This window comes from Nonomuraea sp. NPDC050202 (assembly GCF_040656115.1).
Classification (GTDB): Bacteria; Actinomycetota; Actinomycetes; order Streptosporangiales; family Streptosporangiaceae; genus Nonomuraea.
On record NZ_JBFALF010000001.1, the window covers coordinates 531,666 to 552,335 of the forward strand.

General features: G+C 71.9%; 13 protein-coding genes. 9 read left to right on the top strand and 4 right to left on the bottom strand.

Annotated elements, in window-relative coordinates; translation table 11 throughout:
* Nucleotides 1–31: 31 nt before the first annotated feature.
* A complete protein-coding gene (locus AB0I79_RS02675; RefSeq protein WP_357866095.1) occupies nucleotides 32–3,931 on the top strand; it encodes an endo-alpha-N-acetylgalactosaminidase family protein in 3,900 nt (1,299 codons plus the stop codon).
* Here the strand turns inward: AB0I79_RS02675 and AB0I79_RS02680 are convergent.
* Together AB0I79_RS02680 and AB0I79_RS02685 are read right to left on the bottom strand one after the other, a co-directional pair.
* Nucleotides 3,918–4,565: a VC0807 family protein gene (locus AB0I79_RS02680; RefSeq protein WP_357866097.1), complete on the bottom strand. Its 648-nt coding sequence runs from the start codon at nucleotides 4,563–4,565 to the stop codon at nucleotides 3,918–3,920. The genes AB0I79_RS02675 and AB0I79_RS02680 overlap by 14 nt on opposite strands.
* A complete protein-coding gene (locus tag AB0I79_RS02685; RefSeq protein ID WP_357866099.1) occupies nucleotides 4,562–5,167 on the bottom strand; it encodes a TetR/AcrR family transcriptional regulator in 606 nt (201 codons plus the stop codon). Before AB0I79_RS02685 ends, AB0I79_RS02680 begins: the two co-directional genes overlap by 4 nt.
* 194 nt (nucleotides 5,168–5,361) lie before the next feature.
* Here AB0I79_RS02685 and AB0I79_RS02690 point away from each other — a divergent pair, with 194 nt between their 5' ends.
* The 6 genes from AB0I79_RS02690 (at nucleotide 5,362) to AB0I79_RS02715 (ending at nucleotide 11,395) form a co-directional block, all read left to right on the top strand.
* Nucleotides 5,362–5,838 carry a MauE/DoxX family redox-associated membrane protein gene (locus AB0I79_RS02690; protein WP_357866100.1) on the top strand — a complete coding sequence of 159 codons (477 nt, stop codon included), beginning with the start codon at nucleotides 5,362–5,364 and terminating at the stop codon, nucleotides 5,836–5,838.
* Complete coding sequence (locus AB0I79_RS02695) at nucleotides 5,838–6,602, top strand: thioredoxin domain-containing protein (RefSeq protein WP_357866101.1); 765 nt, start codon at nucleotides 5,838–5,840, stop codon at nucleotides 6,600–6,602. The genes AB0I79_RS02690 and AB0I79_RS02695 overlap by 1 nt, the downstream gene beginning before the upstream one ends.
* A gap of 26 nt (nucleotides 6,603–6,628) precedes the next feature.
* On the top strand, nucleotides 6,629–7,885 hold the full coding sequence (gene lgt / locus AB0I79_RS02700) for a prolipoprotein diacylglyceryl transferase (RefSeq protein ID WP_357866102.1): 1,257 nt from the start codon (nucleotides 6,629–6,631) through the stop codon (nucleotides 7,883–7,885).
* Nucleotides 7,882–8,586 (top strand): VIT1/CCC1 transporter family protein, encoded by a 705-nt coding sequence (locus AB0I79_RS02705; protein ID WP_357866104.1) that lies wholly within the window; start codon nucleotides 7,882–7,884, stop codon nucleotides 8,584–8,586. Before lgt ends, AB0I79_RS02705 begins: the two co-directional genes overlap by 4 nt.
* 1,223 nt (nucleotides 8,587–9,809) lie before the next feature.
* Entirely contained in the window at nucleotides 9,810–10,616 is an 807-nt protein-coding gene (locus AB0I79_RS02710) for a hypothetical protein (RefSeq protein WP_357866105.1), read from the top strand.
* Nucleotides 10,616–11,395 carry a hypothetical protein gene (locus AB0I79_RS02715; protein ID WP_357866107.1) on the top strand — a complete coding sequence of 260 codons (780 nt, stop codon included), beginning with the start codon at nucleotides 10,616–10,618 and terminating at the stop codon, nucleotides 11,393–11,395. The genes AB0I79_RS02710 and AB0I79_RS02715 overlap by 1 nt, the downstream gene beginning before the upstream one ends.
* A gap of 218 nt (nucleotides 11,396–11,613) precedes the next feature.
* Here AB0I79_RS02715 and AB0I79_RS02720 read toward each other — a convergent pair whose 3' ends face one another.
* Nucleotides 11,614–13,284: a bis-aminopropyl spermidine synthase family protein gene (locus AB0I79_RS02720; RefSeq protein WP_357866109.1), complete on the bottom strand. Its 1,671-nt coding sequence runs from the start codon at nucleotides 13,282–13,284 to the stop codon at nucleotides 11,614–11,616.
* A gap of 259 nt (nucleotides 13,285–13,543) precedes the next feature.
* Between AB0I79_RS02720 and gltB the strand changes: the two genes are divergently transcribed.
* Together gltB and AB0I79_RS02730 are read left to right on the top strand one after the other, a co-directional pair.
* The gene (gltB, locus tag AB0I79_RS02725; protein ID WP_357866111.1) at nucleotides 13,544–18,049 is read left to right on the top strand and encodes a glutamate synthase large subunit; all 4,506 of its coding nucleotides are present in this window, start codon (nucleotides 13,544–13,546) and stop codon (nucleotides 18,047–18,049) included.
* A 14-nt stretch (nucleotides 18,050–18,063) separates the two neighbouring features.
* Nucleotides 18,064–19,542: a glutamate synthase subunit beta gene (locus tag AB0I79_RS02730; RefSeq protein ID WP_357866112.1), complete on the top strand. Its 1,479-nt coding sequence runs from the start codon at nucleotides 18,064–18,066 to the stop codon at nucleotides 19,540–19,542.
* A 196-nt stretch (nucleotides 19,543–19,738) separates the two neighbouring features.
* On the opposite strand, the gene AB0I79_RS02735 is transcribed toward AB0I79_RS02730, so the two are convergent.
* A complete protein-coding gene (locus AB0I79_RS02735; RefSeq protein WP_357866114.1) occupies nucleotides 19,739–20,578 on the bottom strand; it encodes a helix-turn-helix transcriptional regulator in 840 nt (279 codons plus the stop codon).
* Between the last annotated feature and the right edge of the window lie 92 nt (nucleotides 20,579–20,670).

Consider the following 20,670-nt stretch of genomic DNA (forward strand, 5'->3'; position numbering starts at 1 on the left):
TCTATGTCAGACGGTCCCGGAAGGACAGGTCATGCGTCCAGGTCCCGTGTTACTCGCAGCAGCCCTCAGCCTCGCGGCCACGGCCATGGCCGCCCCGATCTCCCCGCCGGGCGTGCCCGCGCTCGCCGCGCCGGCCTCTCCGCCGCCGGAGGAGACCCCGGCCGCGCAGCCACCCGTCCCCACCTACGAGCTGCCGTCGCCGGAGGCCCCGCCCGCCGGCACGCCGCAGCCGAGCCCCACCGTGCAGGGGCTGCCGCCCGCACCTGCCCAGGTGGCCGAGCCGATCGCGATCGCGTCGGCGGCCCTGCGCGTGGAGCTGGACCCGGCCTTCCCACGCGTCCTGCGCTACACCGACCGGGCGAGCGGCGCCACGCTCGGCGGCGGCACGGGGGTGCCCGCCGTCGTGCTGAACGGGCAGCCCAGGCTCGCCGAGGTGCGGCTGACCGGCAACGACGGCGCGACCGCCCGCTACCGGCTGGACCTCGGCGACGGGGTCGCCCTGCGGGCCAGCATCGGGGTCAAGGGCAGGGTGACGACGTTCGCGATCGACGAGGTGATCGACACCGAGGCGTTCCGGGTCGGCACCATCGACCTGCCCGGCCACGACCTGGTGTCCGTGTCGAGCACGCAGCCGGGCGCGGCCACCGCGTTCACCCGCCTGGACCCGAACTCCACCCGCACCGCCGACGTCTTCGCCCGGGTCACCGCGGACACGGCGGCCGAGGAGACGCCGGTCGGGGCGACGTACGCGATCGTGCACACCGACCGGCTGGCCGCCGCCGTCGAGACGAACTCCACCTACGACCGCCCGTCCGGCGCGACCGACCGGGACGCGGCCCGGCTCTGGCACCAGGCCAGGAAGGACCCGGACGGCACGGTGCGGGTGGGCGTCTGGAGCGGCCAGTGGACCCACCGCGCGAGCGGCTCGCCGTTCACCGAGGCCCGCCCGTGGGCCAAGGTCGTGCTCACCCCCGACGCCAACGGCGACGGCACGCTCGACTGGCAGGACGGCGCGATCGCGTTCAGGAGCATCGCGATCAAGGCGCTCGGCGCGGAGGAGACCAGGGACCGGGTGGTCACGCACATCCCGTTCAACTTCTCCAGCCAGGCCACGCACCCGTTCCTGCGCACGCTGGACGACGTCAAACGCATCTCGCTGGCCACCGACGGGCTCGGGCAGCTCGCCCTGCTCAAGGGCTACCAGTCCGAGGGCCACGACTCCGCGCACCCGGACTACGGCGGCAACCACAACCGCCGCGCGGGCGGCCTGACAGACCTGAACACGCTGGCCAGGGTGGGCAAGGCGTGGAACGCCACGTTCGGCGTGCACGTCAACGCCACCGAGGCCTACCCCGAGGCGAAGAGCTTCGACGAGCGGCTGGTGAACAAGGACGCCAAGGGCTGGAACTGGCTCGACCAGGCGTACCTGATCGACCAGCGCGGCGACCTGACCAGAGGCACGCTGGCCGCGCGCCTGTCCCGGCTACGGGAGGAGACGGACAGGAACCTGGCGGTGCTGTACGTGGACGTGTTCCGGCCCTTCGGCTGGGTCGCCGACCGCACGCTGGCCGAGCTTCGCGCGCAGGGCTGGCAGGTGACCACGGAGTGGTCGGACAAGCTGGAACGCGCGTCGCTGTGGGCGCACTGGGCCACCGACCTCAACTACGGCGGCGTCACCAACAAGGGGCTGAACTCGCAGATCATCCGGTTCGCGCGCAACCACGAGAAGGACGTCTGGAACGCCCACCCGATCCTGGGCAACGCCCGCATCGTCGAGTTCGAGGGCTGGACGGCGGAGAACGACTTCACCGCCTTCCTCCGCAACATCTGGGAGCACAACCTGCCGGTCAAGTTCCTCCAGCAGCAGCAGATCATGGACTGGAACGCCGACGAGATCGTGTTCACCGGCGGCGTGCGCGGCACGTACCGGGACGGCAGGCGGGAATTGTTCGCCGGCGGGCGCAAGGTGCTCGACGGCGGCACGTACCTGCTGCCCTGGCACGGCCGGCTCTACCACTACAACCCGGCGGGCGGCGAGAGCACGTGGGAGGCCGACCGGGCGATGAGCGTGTACGAGCTCACCGACCAGGGCCGCGTCCCCGCCGGCACCGTCACCCCGTCGGGCGGGAAGATCACGCTGCGGGCGAAGGCGGGCGTGCCGTACGTGCTCTACCCGGGCAAGGCGCCCAGGCAGGCCGATCCCCGGTGGGGGCAGGGGAGCGGCCTGCGCGATCCGGGCTTCAACGGCGACCGGCTCGGCGGCTGGACCGTCAGCGGGCCTGTGAGCGTGGAGCGCAACGCGCTGGGGCACCGGGTGGCGCTGCTCGGCGGGGGCGCGCAGGCGCGCCTTGAGCAGCCGCTGAGAGGGCTGCGGCCGGGCCGGACCTACACCGCGTCCGCGTTCGTCGAGGTGGAGCCGGGCCGGACGCGCGCCACCACGCTGGAGGCGGGCGGGGAGACGGTGACCGTGCTGCGTTCCACGGCCAGGAACTACATCGCCTCCGACGAGAAGCACGACACCTACTTCCAGCGGGTGAAGGTGACGTTCACCGCGTCCGCCCCGTCCACCGTGCTGCGGATCACGGCCGCCGGGGCCGAGGGGCAGGTGCGGGTGGACGACGTGCGCGTCTTCGAGCGGGAGCCGGCCGGCGCGGTGGAGACGTTCGAGTCGGTGGAGCCCGGATGGGGGCCGTTCGTGAAGGGGGACGCGGGCGGGTCGTTCGACGCGCGCACCCACCTGTCGGAGCGGCACGAGCCGTACACGCAGGCCGGCTGGAACGGCAAGACGGTGGACGACGTGCTGAACGGCGACTGGTCGCTGAAGGCGCACGAGGAGCGGCAGGGCCTGATCTACCGTACGGTGCCGCAGACCGCGTGGTTCGAGCCGGGGCGCGCCTACGAGGTGTCCTTCGCCTACCAGAACGCGCTGGCCGGCACCTACCAGTGGGTCACCGGCTACGACAAGGGCGGCGCCGGCGTGGAGACGCGCCGCACGCCGATCCCCGAGCGACGCACCACCGCCCGGTTCAGCGAGCGGGTCGTGGCCGGGTGCGGCGACGTGTGGGTGGGGCTGCGCTCGCTGCAGCCGGAGCTGGCGGGGGCCGACTTCATCCTCGACGACTTCGCCGTCACCGACCTCGGGCCCGCGCCGGACGCGCAAGCGTGCGGGACGCTGGAGGTGACGCCCGCGCCGCCGGCGTTCGAGCAGGGGGCCGTCAACGAGGTCACCACCACGTTCACGAACCTCGAACAGGTGGCGGTCCAGGACGTGGCCGTGCGGCTGGAGGCGCCCGAGGGGTGGACGGCGGAGGGCGACGGCGCCGGCTCGGTGGAGCCCGGCGGGAAGCTGGCCACGACCTGGCGCGTCACGCTGCCCGCCGGCGCGCCGTACGGCACGTACGAGCTGGCGGCCACCGCCTCGTACGCGGTCGGCGGCCAGGCACGGACGCTGACCGCCTCCGCGTCCGTGCGCACCCTTCCGCCGCCGCCCGCGGCCGACGCGTACGCCAGTGACCTGGAGTGGGTCAGCGCGGACAACGGCTGGGGCCCGGTGGAGCGCGACCGGTCCAACGGCGACACCGGCCCGGCCGATGGCGGGCCGATCGTCATCGGCGGGCGGGCGTTCGACAAGGGGCTGGGCACGCATGCGCCCGCCAAAGTGCGTTTCTACCTGGGTGGCCGGTGTACGGCTTTCACGGCCTTCGTCGGTGTTGACGACGTGCAGGCCACGCGGGGGTCGGTGGAGTTCGCCGTGGTGGCCGACGGGGTGGACAAGGCGCGCAGCCCGGTGCTGCGGGCCGCCGACCCGGCGTACGAGCTGAGTGCCGGCCTGGCCGGCGCCCGGTACGTGGACCTCGTGGCCGGCGACGCGGCAGACGGCGTCGGCAACGACCACGCCGACTGGGGCGAGGCCCGGTTCAGGTGTTCCTGAGCTCGGCGTACAGCGGGGACCAGCGGTTGTAGATGCCGGTGGGCACCAGGTAGACGTTCATGACGACCTGCATGAGCAGCAGGAAGGCGAGGTACTGCGCGGTGTTGACCCCCGGCACCGCGTCCACCGGCAGGGCGTAGGCGATGACGACCCGCACCACCGCGTCCAGCAGCAGGCCGACGCCCCACAGGAGGCTCGCCACCCGCCAGATGCGGCGGAAGGCGGGCAGCCGCTCCCACAACACGTCCCACGACTCGCGGTTGGGCCCGATCCGGCCCTCCAGGACGAACCGGGTGAACACGAACGCCAGCGGGCGCTCCCCGCGCGCGCTGACCAGGAACCACAGGCCCCCGGCTGCCGTGAACCAGCCGTCCTTGGCCAGCAGGAGCCGGGGGTCCTGGACGAGGACGGACACGGCGGCGCTGGCCAGCATCATGACCGTCATGTAGAGGCCCAGCCGGTCGGGCCTGCGGCGGCGTACCAGGTCGGAGACGACGCTGATGCCGGGCACGAACGAGCTGATCACGAACGCGGTGTGGGCCTCGACGCCGCTCGCGCGCAGCACGTAGTAGAGCACCACGGTCAGGCCGACGTCCACGGCCAGCGTGAGGAGCCCTTTCGACCGGGTGCTCATGCGCGGGTCGCCCTGGCGAACAGCGCGGCCAGCTCGTCGGCGTACTCGGCCAGGTCGGCCTCGGGATCGGCCTCCAGCAGGAACGGCAGCCCGTCCAGCGACCGCTGGACCGTCATCGCCATCACCCGCGTGCTGAACGGCCCGAACTCACCGCTCTCCTGCCCCCACGCCAGCAGGCGCTCCAGGTGGGCGAGCTGCGACAGGTCCGTGGCCGCGTCCTGCGCCGCCGTGCCGCCCTCCGGGCGGAAGTTGAGGAAGATCTCCGTGGCCGCGCGCATCTCGGCGCGGTGGCCGCCGAGGTACTCCACCAGCGAGCGGATGTACGCCTCCAGCGCGCCGGAGGCCGTCCGCTGGGCGCTGACGCGCTCGTGCATGAACCTGCTCAGATCCCCGTAGATCGTGGCGATGGCCTGGCCGATCAGCTCGTCCTTGCCGTCGAAGTGGTACGAGATCAGCCGCGTGCTGCTGAGCCCGGCCCGCTCGGCGATCCGGGCGAAGGACGCCTGGTGGTAGCCGAGCTCGGCGATGGTGGCGATGGTCGCGGCCACGATCTGCGCCCGTCTGGCGGAGCTCGTGACTGACTCGTCCCGTTTTACTTGCATGAGTAATTTTTAACTTAGATGAGTAAATACGGCAACTCTCCCAGCTCGGCGGCAGAAAACTCGCTTAGCTGACGCTTATCCGCGACGTGATGCGATGGAAGCCGGGTACTGTGCGCATCCCGGCGCAGAGACAGAGGAGAACGCTTGTGGCCGCGTCACTACCGTCACCTTGGGCGAGATGGGCGATACCCTGGGTGACGACCGTCGCCCGTTTGATTCTGGGCGGGGTGCTGATCGCGGCGGGTGCGCTCAAGATCGGCAATCCGGCCGACTCCGTCGTGGCGGTCAAGGCCTACCAGTTGCTGCCGGAGTCGATCGCCGTCGCGGTGGGCTACGCCCTGCCGATCCTGGAGATCGTCGTCGGCGTGCTGCTGGTCGTCGGTCTGCTGACCAGGGTGGCCGCGGTGATCGCCGCGCTGCTCATGTTCGCCTTCGTGTTCGGCATCGGCTGGGCGTGGGCGAAGGGCCTGCGGATCGACTGCGGCTGCTTCGGCGGCGGCGGCCAGCTCGGAGCCGGGCAGGAGCCGACCTACCTGCTCGACATCCTGCGCGATTTCGGCCTCGTGCTGCTCGGCGCGTGGGCCGCGCGTTTCCCGCCGGGCCGCTTCGCGCTCGACGGGGCCCTCGGTCTCGGGGGCGACACTCATGATGACGACGAGGGGGACGACTGATGAGCAAGGGCGAGCGTACGAAGACGAAGTCGCAGTCGGCGCGCGACAAGATCAAGGCGCAGCAGGCCGCGCAACGGGCACGCGAGAAGCGCCGCAAGACGGTGACGTACGTGACCGCGGGCGTCGTCGCGGTGGCCGCGGTCGGGCTCGGCTGGTGGTACGCCGCCAGCATCTCGCGCTCGGAGGAGGCCACCGGCGCCCTCGCCCCGATCACCGTGCAGGCCGACGGCACCGCCGTGATGGCGAAGGCCGGCGTCACCGCGCCGGTGGTCGACATCTACGAGGACTTCCAGTGCCCGGCCTGCAAGGAGCTGGAGCGCGTCAGCGGCCAGACCTTCAAGAACCTCGCCGCCGAGGGCAAGGCCAAGGTCGTCTTCCACCCGATCACGATCTTCTCCCAGGACCCGATGAAGTCCAACTCCGTGCGCGCGTCCAACGCCGCCCGGTGCGTCGCCGACGGCAAGCAGTGGCTGGCCTTCCACGACCTGCTCTTCAAGAACCAGCCCTCGGAGAGCGAGGAGGGCTTCAAGGTCGACCAGCTCAAGCAGTGGGGCAAGGAGGCCGGGGTCACCTCGCCCGACTTCGACCAGTGCGTCACGTCCAACAAGAACGCCGACGCGCACCTCGCGTACAGCAAGAAGATCAGCACGGAGCAGAAGCTCGATCACACGCCGACAGTGAAATTGAACGGCACAGAAATAGACAATCAGGTACTGTTCAGCCCGGCGCAACTGCGCGATGAGATTACGGGGGCGGCTAAGTAGGCTCGCTTCCGCTACCCTCACCTGACATGCCCCTTGCCTCGATTCCCAGCCCTTCCCAAGGGGTCTGGTATCTCGGAATCATCCCGATCCGGGCTTATGCGCTATGCATCGTGCTCGGCGTCATCGTCGCCGTCTGGCTGAGCGAGCGCCGCTGGCGCGCCCGCGGCGGCCAGGCGGGGACGATCATCGACATCGCGGTCCCCGCGGTCATCTTCGGCCTGATCGGCGGCCGCCTCTACCACGTCATCACCGACTGGCAGACCTACTTCGGCAGCCGCGCGATCAAGGAGCCGATCCAGGCCCTGTTCATCTGGGAGGGCGGCCTCGGCATCTGGGGCGCGATCGCGCTCGGCGGCGTCGGAGTCTGGTGGGCCGCGCGCAGGCGCGGCCTGTCCATGACGGCCCTGGCCGACACGATCGCCCCCGGCATCGCCTTCGCGCAGGCCATCGGCCGCTGGGGAAACTGGTTCAACCAGGAGCTGTACGGCTCGCCGACCACGCTGCCGTGGGGCCTGGAGATCGACGTCGACCACGGCGGCGAGCCCGGCGTCCTCTACCACCCGACGTTCCTGTACGAGTCGCTGTGGGACGTCGCGCTCGGCTTCGTGCTCATCTACCTGGGCCGCCGCCTCGCGCTGCACCACGGGCGGCTGTTCGCCCTGTACGTCGCCGGTTACACGCTCGGCCGCTTCTGGATCGAGGGGCTGCGCATCGACCCGGTGGGCGGCGTGGACCACGCGGTGGAGTTCCTCGGGCTGCGGATCAATCAGTGGACCTCGATCGTGCTGTTCATCGGCGCGGTGGTGTACTTCTGGGCGACCAGGAACAAGACGGGCGAGGAGATCGTCGTCCCGCCGTCGGCGCACTACGAGCCCGGCGCGGAGTCCGCCGACCCGGCCCACGCCTCCGGCCAGGCGGATCCCGGCACGGGCGAGTCCTCTGCGGACGAGTCCTCCACAGGTGAGTCCTCCACGGGTGAGTCCTCGGCGGGTGAGTCCTCCACGGCCGGCACGCCGGAGAAGGGGGAGGCCGAGGAGCCGAAGAGCCAGGCTTCCGCGCCTGACGCCGAGGCCCGGGCCGACGAGGCCCCGGAGGCCCCGGAGGCCGGCGTGTCCGCTGACGAGGCTCCGAAGGTGGAGGCGACCGCCGAGGAGACTCCGGCGAAGGCGGGAACCGCGGGCGACACGCCTCCGGCGGCCGCCGGCGACACCGACGATGACGACGAGGACCGGGCGAAGCTTCCCGACGCCGAGCCCGTGACGAAGGAGAAGAACTCGCGATGAACGGTCGCGCGGAGATCCACCACCAACATCGCGACGTCACCGGAGGCTGGTTGCGGCCCTCGGTGTTCGGCGCGATGGACGGCCTGGTGTCGAACTTCGCGCTCATCGCGGGAGTCGCGGGTGGCACCGCCAACACCAGAGTGATCGCGCTCGGCGGCGTCGCCGGGCTGGCCGCCGGGGCGCTGTCCATGGCGGGCGGGGAGTACGTCTCGGTGGCCAGCCAGCGCGAGCTGGCCCAGGCCGAGATCGCCGTCGAGCGGCGCGAGCTGGCCCGCCACCCCGACGAGGAGCGGGCGGAGCTGGCCCAGACCTTCGTCGACAAGGGCGTGACTCCCGACCTGGCCGCCGAGGTGGCCAGGCAGATCTCCGCGCACCCCGAGCGGGCCCTGGAGGTCCACTCGCGCAACGAGCTGGGCGTCGTCCCAGGGGAGTTGCCGTCGCCGATGGTGGCCGCGGTCTCGTCGTTCCTGTCGTTCGCGGTGGGGGCGGTGCTGCCGCTGATGCCGTACCTGTTCGGGGTCCAGGGGCTGGAGGTCTCGGCGGTGCTCTCGTGCGTGGCGCTGTTCGCGGCGGGGGCGCTGGTCTCCGCCGTGACGGCGCGGAGCTGGTGGTACTCAGGGCTACGCCAGCTCGTGGTGGGCGGCGTGGCGGCGGGCGTCACGTTCGCCCTCGGCAACCTGATCGGCGCGGCGGGGCTGTGATGGCTCGTCGCAGAGGCCCGTCCGGCTCCGGCGGCGGGCGGTCGAACGGCGACCGCTCGGGCCGCACCCGAGGCACCCGCGCCACCCCGGCCCCCGACGCCCACGCCCCGGGCGCTGACGGCTACGGCTTCCAGCCCCCGGCCGCCGACGGCTGGCCTGCCGCTGACGGCGGCGACCGGCGAGCCCCCGGCACGGACGGTGGCGGCTGGGCGGCTGGTCGCGGTTCTGCCGCTGCCGGCGCGAATGGTGGCGGCTGGGCCGCTGGTGGCACGGACAGCAGCGGCTGGGCCGGCGGAAGTTGGGCCGGCGGCGGCTGGCAGGGCACAGGCGGGGAAGCCGGTCGGCAGGCCACAGGCGGCGGCCGGGCAGCGCCGGAGACGGACGGCCACGGCCGGCGTTCGTCCGGCACTGACGCCGGCGGGTGGCCCGTGGCCCCCGGTAACAGGGGAGCGAGCGGCACCGATGCCACCGGTTGGCCCCTAGCCGGTGCTCCCAGCGGCGGCCATGCCGCGGGTGGTACGGATGGTGGCGGTTGGCCCGTGGCGGGTGCTCCCGGCGGCGGTCACGCCGCGGGTGGTACGGATGGTGGCGGTTGGCCCGTGGCGGGTGCTCCCGGCGGCGGCCATGCCGCGGGTGGTACGGACGGCGGTGGCTGGCACGCAACCGACAGCGGACGGTCCGGAGCCGACGCGGAGGGTGGCAGGCGGTCGGCGGGGACCCGCAGCGGCCGGAGGGCGGCCCGCTCACGCGGCTCGCGATCCGCGGAGCCGGTCAGCGGCGACCGGCAGGCCACTGACGCGGACAGCAGCGGTTGGCCGGCCACGGGCACGAACGGCGGCGGCGTCTCCCCGGCGGGGGAGGCCGACGGCACCTGGTCCCAGGCTGACGGCACCTGGCCGCCGAGAGACCTGCCCCACGTGCGGCCGGCGAGGAAGGCCCCGACCGGCGGACGCTCGGGGAACGATCGTCGCCGGACCACCGACGGGGGTGCTGAGGCCGACGGGCCCACAGGTGCTGACGCGGCCATGTGGGGCGATGAGGCCGCACAAGGCCATGAGACCGAACGGAGCCGTGCGACCCGGCGAGGCCGTGATAAGACCGGACGCGGCCAGCAGGAGACCGGACGCGGCCAGCAGGAGACCGGACGAGGCCAGGAGACTGGGCGGGGTCATGAGGCCGGAGAGGGCGATGGGGCCGGGAGGGGTGACGGAGCCGAGCCGACCGTGGTGACGTCCCGGAAGCGGCGCCGTACTCCTCGCTCGGACTGGCAGTTCCCGCTGCTCACCGACTGGGGTTTCCGCCCGGAGCAGCAGCGGCTGATGGTCATCATCGCCACGGTCGTAGCCGTGCTGGCAGGCGGGACGGGCCTGGTGGTGGCCATCACCAGCCTGGGCACGTACTCGCCCGAACAGCAGGCCAGCGCCACCGTGCTCGGCCCCGACACGGCCGTGCCCCAGGTCTTCCACGGGTGGGGCTCGCCGAAGCTGTTCGAACCCCTCGGTGAACGGGCCAAGGACGGGAAGGCGCTGACCGAGAAGGAGGTGTTCAGCGAGGGCGAGCTCGCCGTCACCAAGAAGCTCAAGCTCAAGCTCGTCGCCAAACAGCTCGACGCCGACTGCTCGGCCGCGCTGTGGGGCGCCACCCTCCTCGAACGGGTCTCGGACGCAGGATGCACCCAGGCCGCCCGCGGCCTGTACGCCAGCTCCGACGGCCGGTACGTCGGCCAGTACACGCTACTCAACCTCAAGGACGGCACGTCGGCCGCCGCCCTGGTCGAATCGTTGAAGACCCTTTACCGCGGCGGCTGGGCACTTCCGCTGACCTCCGCCAAGGCGTCCTTCCCCGCAGGCGGCTACTCCGAGGCGGGCGGCTACGCGCTGGGCCACTACGTCGGGCTGGTGTGGATCGGCAAGGTGGACGGCGCGGACCCCACCACCAAGGACGACTTCGTCTCCCTCACCCTGGCCCTGCGCGGGGCGGAGAAGGCCGTCTACCGCCGCGTCGTCGCGATCACGGGATCGGCCTCCTGATGGCACGGACCAGCACCGGGGCAACCCCCTCCGACGACCCCGCTTCGGCACAGAGCAGACCTTCCGGCGGCCCGGCCTCGGAGCGGGACACGCCTCCTCGCGGCCCCGCCTCGGTACCGGAGCCGCCGCCAGGCGACCCGTGGGAAGAGGAGCGCAGCCACCGCTCGAAGTCCCGGCTCCTCGTCATCGCCGCCGTCATCGTCGTCGCAGCGGCCGTCGGCGTCGGCGGATGGTTGTGGCTGGGGCGCGAGCAGCCCCGCCCCGCCACCTTCCACGCCGAGCCCACCTCCGCCTTCTACACCGCCATCGACACCCGCCAGAACGACGCCGCCCCGCTGACCCTCCAGGAGGTCTTCACCCAGGACGGCAAGACCCTGGGCAAGATGAGCCTGGTCGCCACCCGCGAGTTCACCGACTGCGACGAGGCCCTCTGGGGTGCCACGGCCCCCGGGTGCACGCAGGCGCTCCAGGCCACGTACCAGGGCGGGGCCATGGCGGGCCAGTTCGTCATCTTCAACCTCGGCGACGGGCGCGCCGCCGACGCGCTGGTGGCGGCGCTGCGCAAGGACGGGTTCGTACGGCAGGACATCGCGTTCGAGGCCGCCGGCAGCCGGGCGCAGGCTCGCGCGATGGGGCACTACGTGACGGTGAGCTGGGTCGGCGGCACGGCCCCCGCCCAGGACGTGGTCACGGCCCCCGCACAGGAGCTGGTCACGGCTCTCGTCGCCCTCGACGGCCTCGGCCGCGTGGTCCAGGGCCGCATCATCGCCGCCATCTGAGCCGCCGTCTGAGCCCGCCCCGGCCCGGCGGTACGTGCGGCGTGATCCGGCCGTGGACTCCTCGCACCGGAGCGTTGGGTGGCCCGACTCAGTGGTGCTCTTGTGCCTCATAGAGCCACGGAGCCGCATCGGTGCACATGATGCTCTTGGGCCTCATGGGGCCATGGTGATCCACGGGCGGGTGAGGTGACGCCGGTGGCTGGTGTGAAGTGCTTGCCTCAGGAGGTGGTGCCGGTCAAGGCATTGACCGTGGTGGCGACCGCGTCCCGGAGGGCGGACAGGCGGTGGAGGGGGGCCTCCAGCGGGGTCAGGTCGTCGGACCAGTCGGCCGCCTCCCGGATCAGGGCGCGGGCCTCGTTCTTGGTCAGCGTCGTGCCCTGCGCCCTGGCCAGCGCGATGAGGGCCTCGCGCCACGTGTTGGCCAGTTTGGCGTGCCCGTTGTCCATGATCCGGCGCAGCACCGTGTCGGCGTCGCCCTCGGGCTGCGGCAGGCGTACGACGTCCAGTACGCCCTCGCCGGCCGCGTCGAGCGCGTACACGGGCGCCAGCGCCGCGGGCAGGCGCGGCGCGAGCCCCGGGCCCACGACACGGACCTGAGCCGCGCGGCAGGCCAGCAGGAGGCGGGGGAGTGCGGACTCCAGGCCGGCCGGGACGGCCACGGCCACCCGGGCGGGCGCGGCGGCGTACGGTTTGGCGAGCCAGGTCGAGAGCTTGACCCGAGGCTGGGTCAGGGACTTGGGCCAGTCGCCCACCAGAAGCTCGGCCTCGAACCCGGCCAGCGCGGAGAGGGCCGCGTCCGCGTCCGTGACGCGCGCCTGAGCCGCCGAGGACGCTGACACCGCCTCCGCACCCTTGACCTGGGCCTTCGCGGTCTCAGGCGGTGCCGTGGCGGCCTCACCCCGGGAATCCCCCGGCTGGGGCCTCGCGGCGCTCTCCACGGCCTGCGGGCCCTGGGTGTAGATGGCGGTGGCCTGGCGGCTCAGGCGGGACTGGACGGCCGGGCGGGTCTTGGTGGTGGGGCGGAGGATGTACAGGTCGGCGGCGGAGCCGATGGCTTCTGCCCCGAAATATCGGTTGAAGTCGGGGTAGATCGCTTCGTACGTGAGGTTGAGCTCCGACAGTTCCTGCTGCACCTTGAAGGCCAGCAGCGGCGTGCGCTCGCTGGCCCCGTACGCCAGCAGCACCCGCCCCCCGTCCTTCAGCCCTTCGACGGCGCGCGCCACGAACAGGCCCGTGCCCTCCGGCGTGTACGGCGGGTCGGTGAGGGCCAGGTCGTGGTCCCTGGCCGACGGGGGAAGGCCGAGGCGCAGGTCGGCCCAGCGGGTGCGGACGCCCAGCCGCTGCTCGTCGATGTAGGCCAGGATGCGCTCGTCGACGTCGACCACGGTCACGTCCGTTTGGGGATGCACGAGCTTGACCGCCAGCGAGGTCAGGTCGTGGTCGCCCACGCAGAGCAGGCGCGCACCCGGCAGCCAGAAGCGGGCCCCCAGCAGCAGCGCCCGGCGCAGCACCGTCTCCGGCGTGGCCGAGACGTGGTCGAGCACGTGGCGGGCGCGCGGGGCCTTGGCGATGAGGGTGGTGAGCCGGTCGAGGGCGGGGGCGTAGTGCGGCAGCAGGTGGGCCACCGGGTCCTCGGGGGGCGGGGCGACGGCGATGAGATCCTGGTAGGCGGGCGTGTCGGCGAGCGGGACGCGGAAGCGGTCGCCGTCGCGCTCTAGCACCAGCTCGCGCAGCAGGGCCTCGACCGTGCGCCGGGACGTGGCCGTATCCCTGACCAGATCCGCCAGGGTCCACCACTGGCCGTCGCACACGAGGGCGAGGGCGTGCCTCAGCCGCCTGCTGTCGGCCCCGGCCTCGGTGAGCAGGCGCTCGACCCCGTCACGCTCCATGACCCAAACCCTATCGGCTCGCGGGCACTCGCTCCCCCTGGCGGAAATCGCCGCATCGGCCGGGAATTTCGGCGGCCAGGCTCAGGGTTTGGGATAGGGAGTTCGGATGTCGAGATGGGCGCGAAAGTTCGTAATGCGGACGCGGCGGGCACCATTCCGGCAGGGTGAGGTAACCTCTACCCACGATATGCAGCAGGGCCAACGTCGTCCCTCGCCTGTGAAGCAGTTCTAGACAGACGAAGACGACGGGAGGGATTCAATGCCTGCTGCCCACCTCGGGTTCCCCGAGCCCCAGGGCCTGTACCACCCCGCCAACGAGCACGATGCCTGCGGTGTCGCCATGGTTTCCGACGTCGCCGGGCGCCGTGATCACGGCATCGTGGTCAAGGCGCTGACGGCGCTGTGCAATCTTGATCATCGGGGGGCCAAGGGTAGCGAGCCGGACACCGGCGACGGAGCCGGGATCCTGACGCAGATCCCCGATGGGTTCTACCGGGCGGTCGTGCCGTTCACGCTGCCCGAGGCCGGTGCGTACGCCACCGGCATCGCCTTCCTGCCGTTCGACGGCGAGGCCAGGGCCACGGCCGTGCGCCTGATCGAGGAGATCGCCGCCGAGGAGGGCCTGACCGTGCTCGGCTGGCGCGAGACGCCGGTCGACCGGGACCTGCCGGGGCCGAGCGCCCGGGCGGTCATGCCGCACTTCGCCCAGCTCTTCGTGTCCGACCCCGAGGGGCGCACGGGGCTGGAGCTGGACCGGCTCGCGTTCTGCCTGCGCAAGCGGGCCGAGCACGAGGCCGACGTGTACTTCCCCTCGCTGTCGTCCCGGACGGTCGTCTACAAGGGCATGCTCACGCCCGACCAGGTCGAGCCGTTCTTCCCCGACCTGAGCGACGAGCGTTACGAGACCGCGATCGCGCTGGTGCACTCGCGCTTCTCCACCAACACGTTCCCGAGCTGGCCGCTGGCCCACCCGTACCGGTACATCGCCCACAACGGCGAGATCAACACGGTCAAGGGCAACCGCAACTGGATGCGGGCCCGCGAGGCGATGCTGGCCTCCGCCCACATTCCGGGCGATATTTCGCGACTTTTCCCTATCTGTGACCCGGATGGCAGCGACACCGCCAGCTTCGACGAGGCCCTGGAGCTGCTGCACATCGGCGGCCGGAGCCTGCCGCACGCCGTCCTGATGATGATCCCCGAGGCGTGGGAGAACCACACCGAGATGGACCCGGCGCGCCGGGCCTTCTACGAGTTCCACTCCACGATGATGGAGGCCTGGGACGGCCCCGCCTCGATCACGTTCACCGACGGCACCCTGGCCGGCGCCGTGCTCGACCGCAACGGCCTGCGCCCCGGGCGCTTCTGGGTGACCGCCGACGGCCTGGTCGTGCTGGCCTCCGAGGCCGGCGTGCTGGACATCAAGCCCGAGGACGTGGTCCGCAAGGGCCGCCTGCAGCCGGGCCGCATGTTCCTCATCGACACCGCCCGCGGCAAGATCATCGAGGACGACGAGATCAAGGCCGAGCTCGCCGCCGAGCTCCCGTACTCCGACTGGCTGCACGCCGGTCTCGTCCGCTTCGAGGAGCTGCCCGCGCGGCAGCGCGAGATCCCCACCCACGAGGCGCTCGTCAAGCGGCAGCAGACCTTCGGCTACACCGAGGAAGAGCTGCGCATCATCCTGTCGCCGATGGCCAAGACCGGCATCGAGCCGATCGGCTCCATGGGCACCGACACGCCCGTCGCCGTGCTGAGCGAGAAGCCGCGCCTGCTGTTCGACTACTTCACGCAGCTGTTCGCGCAGGTCACGAACCCGCCGCTGGACGCCATCCGCGAGGAGCTGGTCACCTCCCTGGCCAGCACCCTCGGGCCCGAGGGCAACCTGCTGGACCCGGGGCCGAGCTCCTGCCGCCAGCTCGTGCTGCCGTACCCGGTGATCGACAACGACGAGCTCGCCAAGATCATCCACATCAACGACGAGCACGACCTGCCGGGCTTCCACCCGTACGTCATCAGCGGCCTGTACGAGGTCGCCGGCGGCGGCCAGGCGCTGCTGCGGCGGCTGGAGGAGATCAGGGCCGAGGCGTCCCAGGCGATCGCCGACGGCGCGCGCATCATCGTGCTGTCCGACCGCGGCTCCTCCGACGCGCTCGCGCCGATCCCGTCGCTGCTGCTGACGGGCGCGGTGCACCACCACCTGATCCAGGAGAAGACGCGCACCAAGATCGGCCTGGTCATCGAGACCGGCGAGGCGCGCGAGTGCCACCACATGGCGCTGCTGATCGGCTACGGCGCCGCGGCGATCAACCCGTACCTCGCGATCGAGACGATCGAGGACCTGGTCGACGCCGGTGCGCTGCAGATGGACAAGCACAAGGCCGTCCGCAACCTGATCAAGGCGTACGGCAAGGGCGTCATCAAGGTCATGTCCAAGATGGGCGTGTCCACGGTCGCCTCCTACACCGGCGCGCAGATCTTCGAGGCGCTCGGCCTGAGCCAGGAGGTCATCGACTCCTGCTTCACCGGCACCACCTCCCGCCTCGGCGGCGTTGGCTTCGACGTGCTGGCCGAGGAGGTCGCGCAGCGCCACCGCCACGCCTACCCGCGCGTGGAGAACGCCCACCGCAGGCTCCAGGTCGGCGGCGAGTACCAGTGGCGGCGCGAGGGCGAGCCGCACCTGTTCAACCCCGAGACCGTCTTCAAGCTGCAGCACGCCACCAGGACCCGCCGCTACGAGATCTTCAAGGAGTACACGAACCTCGTGGACTCCCAGGCGGAGCGGCTGATGACCCTGCGTGGCCTGTTCAAGCTGCGCAAGGGCAACCCGATCCCCATCGAGGAGGTCGAGCCCGTCTCGGAGATCGTCAAGCGGTTCTCCACGGGCGCGATGTCGTACGGCTCCATCTCGATGGAGGCGCACGAGACGCTCGCCATCGCGATGAACCAGCTCGGCGGCAAGTCCAACACCGGCGAGGGCGGCGAGGACCCCGAGCGCCTGTACGACCCGGCCCGCAGGTCGGCGATCAAGCAGGTGGCCTCCGGCCGGTTCGGCGTCACCTCCGAGTACCTGGTCAACGCCGACGACCTGCAGATCAAGATGGCCCAAGGCGCCAAGCCCGGCGAGGGCGGCCAGCTCCCCGGCCACAAGGTCTACCCGTGGATCGCCAAGACCAGGCACTCCACGCCCGGCGTCGGCCTCATCTCGCCGCCGCCGCACCACGACATCTACTCGATCGAGGACCTGGCCCAGCTCATCCACGACCTGAAGAACTCCAACCCGGAGGCCAGGGTCCACGTGAAGCTGGTCGCCGAGGTCGGCGTCGGCACGGTCGCCGCCGGCGTGTCGAAGGCGCACGCCGACGTGGTGCTCATCTCCGGGCATGACGGCGGCACCGGCGCCTCGCCGCTGACGTCGCTCAAGCACGCGGGCGCCCCGTGGGAGCTCGGCCTGGCCGAGACCCAGCAGACGCTGCTGCTGAACGACCTGCGCGACCGCATCGTCGTCCAGGTGGACGGCCAGCTCAAGACCGGCCGCGACGTCGTCATCGCCGCGCTGCTGGGCGCCGAGGAGTACGGCTTCGCCACCGCTCCGCTGGTCGTCTCCGGCTGCGTCATGATGCGCGTCTGCCACCTCGACACCTGCCCGGTGGGCGTGGCCACGCAGAACCCCGAGCTGCGCAAGCGCTTCACCGGCAAGCCCGAGTTCGTGGTGAACTTCTTCGAGTTCATCGCCGAGGAGATCCGCGAGTACCTCGCCGAGCTGGGCTTCCGCTCGCTCGACGAGGCGATCGGGCACGCCGAGATGCTCGACATGACGGCGGCCGAGGACCACTGGAAGGCCAGCGGCCTGGACCTGTCGCCGATCCTGCACCAGCCGGAGCTGCCCGCGGGCACCCCGCTGCGCCGCACGGTCGAGCAGGACCACGGGCTGCAGCACGCGCTGGACAACACGCTCATCCAGCTCGCCGAGGGCGCCATCGACGACGGCACCCCGGTCACGCTGGAGCTGCCCATCCGCAACGTGAACCGCACGGTCGGCACCATGCTCGGCTACCAGGTCACCAAGCGGCACGGTGGCAAGGGCCTGCCCGACAACACGATCGACATCTCGTTCACCGGCTCGGCGGGCAACTCGTTCGGCGCGTTCGTGCCGCGCGGGGTCACGCTCCGGCTGGCCGGCGACGCCAACGACTACCTCGGCAAGGGCCTGTCCGGCGGGCGGATCACCCTCCGGCCGCACGACGAGGCCCCGCTCGACGGCCACATCATCGCCGGCAACGTCGCCCTGTACGGCGCCACGTCCGGCGAGGTGTTCGTCCGCGGCGTCGTGGGCGAGCGGTTCTGCGTGCGCAACTCCGGCGCCACGGCGGTCGTGGAGGGCGTGGGCGACCACGGCTGCGAGTACATGACCGGCGGCAAGGTCGTGGTGCTCGGCCAGACCGGGCGCAACTTCGCGGCCGGCATGTCGGGCGGCATCGCGTACCTGCTGGACCTCAAGCCCGAGCGGGTCAACCGCGAGATGGTCGCCATCGAGGCGCTCACCGAGCAGGACACCGAGTTCCTCAAGGAGACGGTCGAGAAGCACTTCGCGGAGACCGGCTCGCCGGTCGCCAAGGCGCTGCTGGCCGACTGGGACGAGGCGCTCGCCAGGTTCGGCAAGATCATGCCGACCGACTACAAGAGGGTGCTGGAGGCCGCCGAGGCCGCCCGCATCGAAGGCAGGGACATCGACGAGGCCGTCATGGCGGCCGCGGTTAAGGGATAAGGGAGGCGTACCGAATGGCTGACCCGAAGGGTTTTCTCACGCACGACCGGGAGCTGCCGGCGCGCCGCCCCGTGGACGTCCGCATCAGCGACTGGCGCGAGGTCTACCAGGACTTCTCGCAGGAGAAGCTGACCAAGCAGGCGGCCCGCTGCATGGACTGCGGCATCCCGTTCTGCCACAACGGCTGCCCGCTCGGGAACCTCATCCCCGAGTGGAACGACCTGGTCTACCGCACCGACTGGCGCGAGGCGATCGAGCGGCTGCACGCCACCAACAACTTCCCGGAGTTCACCGGCAGGCTCTGCCCGGCTCCGTGTGAGGCGGCGTGCGTGCTCGGCATCAACTCCGACCCCGTGGCGATCAAGCGGGTCGAGGTCGAGATCATCGACCGGGCGTTCGCCGAGGGCTGGGTGACCCCGCAGCCGCCGGCCGTCAAGACCGGCAAGAAGGTCGCGGTCGTCGGCTCGGGCCCCGCCGGGCTCGCCGCCGCCCAGCAGCTCACCCGGGCCGGCCACGACGTGGTCGTGTTCGAGCGGGCCGACCGCGCCGGCGGGCTGCTGCGCTACGGCATCCCCGAGTTCAAGATGGAGAAGCGGCACATCGAGCGCCGCCTGGAGCAGATGCGGGCCGAAGGCACCGAGTTCCGCACCGGCGTGAACGTCGGCGTCGACATCACGGCCGCCGAGCTGCGCGAGCAGTTCGACGCCGTGGTGCTGTCCGGCGGCGCCACCCAGTGGCGCGACCTGCCGGTGGCCGGGCGCGAGCTCAAGGGCATCTACCAGGCGATGGAGTACCTGCCGCTGTCCAACAAGGTCCAGGAGGGCGACTTCGCGGTCTCGCCCATCTCGGCCGAGGGCAAGCACGTCGTCGTCATCGGCGGCGGCGACACCGGTGCCGACTGCATCGGCACCGCGATCCGGCAGGGCGCCGCGTCCGTCACCCAGCTCGAGATCATGCCGCAGCCGCCGCGCAGCCGCCCCGGCAGCCAGCCGTGGCCGACGTTCCCCATCCTGTTCAAGATGGAGAGCGCCCACGAGGAGCTGGAGGACGGCGGCGGGCAGCGCGTGTACGCCGTCTCCACCACCGAGTTCGTCGGCGACGCCGACGGCAACGTGCGGGCGCTGCGGCTGGTCGAGGTCGAGGGGCCGCAGAACGGCTTCAAGCCGATCCCGGGCACCGAGCGGGAGATCCCGGCCGAGCTGGTCACGCTGTCCATGGGCTTCGTCGGGCCGGAGAAGGGCGCGCTGCTGCAGGACCTGGCCGAGGCCGGCGGCGACGGCTTCTACGACGCCAGGGGGAACGTGGCGCGCGACAAGACGTACATGTCCAAGGTGGACGGCGTCTTCGTGGCGGGCGACATGGGGCGCGGTCAGTCGCTCATCGTGTGGGCGATCGCGGAGGGGCGCGCCGCCGCCTCCGGCGTCGACCGCTTCCTGACCGGCGACACGGCGCTCCCGTACCCGATCCTGCCCACTGCTCGTCCGCTCGTCTGACGGCTGCACGGCCCGGCTTCCACAGCCGGGCCGTTGTCGTTTCACGGCCACCGTCCTTTACGGCAAGCCGACGTCACCCCACCCGCCGCACGTGGCCGAGGGCCTCCAGGGAAACGCCCGCTGAACCCGCACGGGGCCGGGCGCCGTCACGTGCGCGTCCTGGGCCGTCCGCGTGGTCACGGCCCGGCCGAGGGGGTCAGCAGGCCCGCGCGACGGCGTCGAGCACGCGCTGCGAGTCCGGGTCGGCGGCCCGGTAGATGATCAGCCGCTGCCCGGGCGCCTGCAGCGGGGCCAGCACCTCGTACTCGACCGTCAGCGGCCCTTCCGTGGCGTGCCGCAGCCGCTTCTGCCCCCTGGCGTTGACCCGCACGTCGCGCATCGCCCACAACCGGGCGAACTCCTCGTTGCCCGAGGTCAGCTCCTCGACCAGGTCCGCCAGGCGCTTGTCGTCGGGATGGGCCGCCCAGGAGGCCCGCAGGTCGGCGATGCCCTCGCGCACCGCGCGCTCCCTGTCGCGGAAGAAGTGGTCCAGGCCCGGGTGCAGCATGCACAACCACAGGCTGTTGCGCTGCCTCGGCGGCAGGCTGCCGAAGTCGAGCATCAGGCCGGCCATCTCCGGGTTCCACGCGATGATGTCGAAGCGGTGGTTGACCACCATGGCCGGCAGCGGCGACAGGTCCAGGACCAGCCGGGACAGCGGCCCGGCCTCGTCGCCGGCCGGGCCCTCGCGCTCGGGCCTGCTGGTCGGCCGCTGCCGGGCCAGGTCGAACAGGTAGAGCCGCTCGTCCTCGCTCAGCCGCAGCGCCGCGGCCAGCGCCTCCAGCACCTCGGGTGAGGGCCGCAACCCGCGCCCCTGCTCCAGCCGGATCACGTAGTCGACGCTGACGCCGGCCAGCTCCGCGACCTCTTCCCTGCGCAGCCCCGGCGTGCGGCGGTGGGCGCGGCGCGCCGGCAGCTCGACGTCGCCGGGGCGCAGCCGCTCGCGGCGCGTCCGCAGGAAGGCCGCGAGCTCGCGGGTCTGGTCGACGGTGCTCATCGCCTCGATCTTACGGCCGCGGGCCCGTCCCGGCCGCGCACTGCCCGGAGCCGCGTACCCGCCGCGCGTCCGTCGCGGGCGCTGCCTGGGAC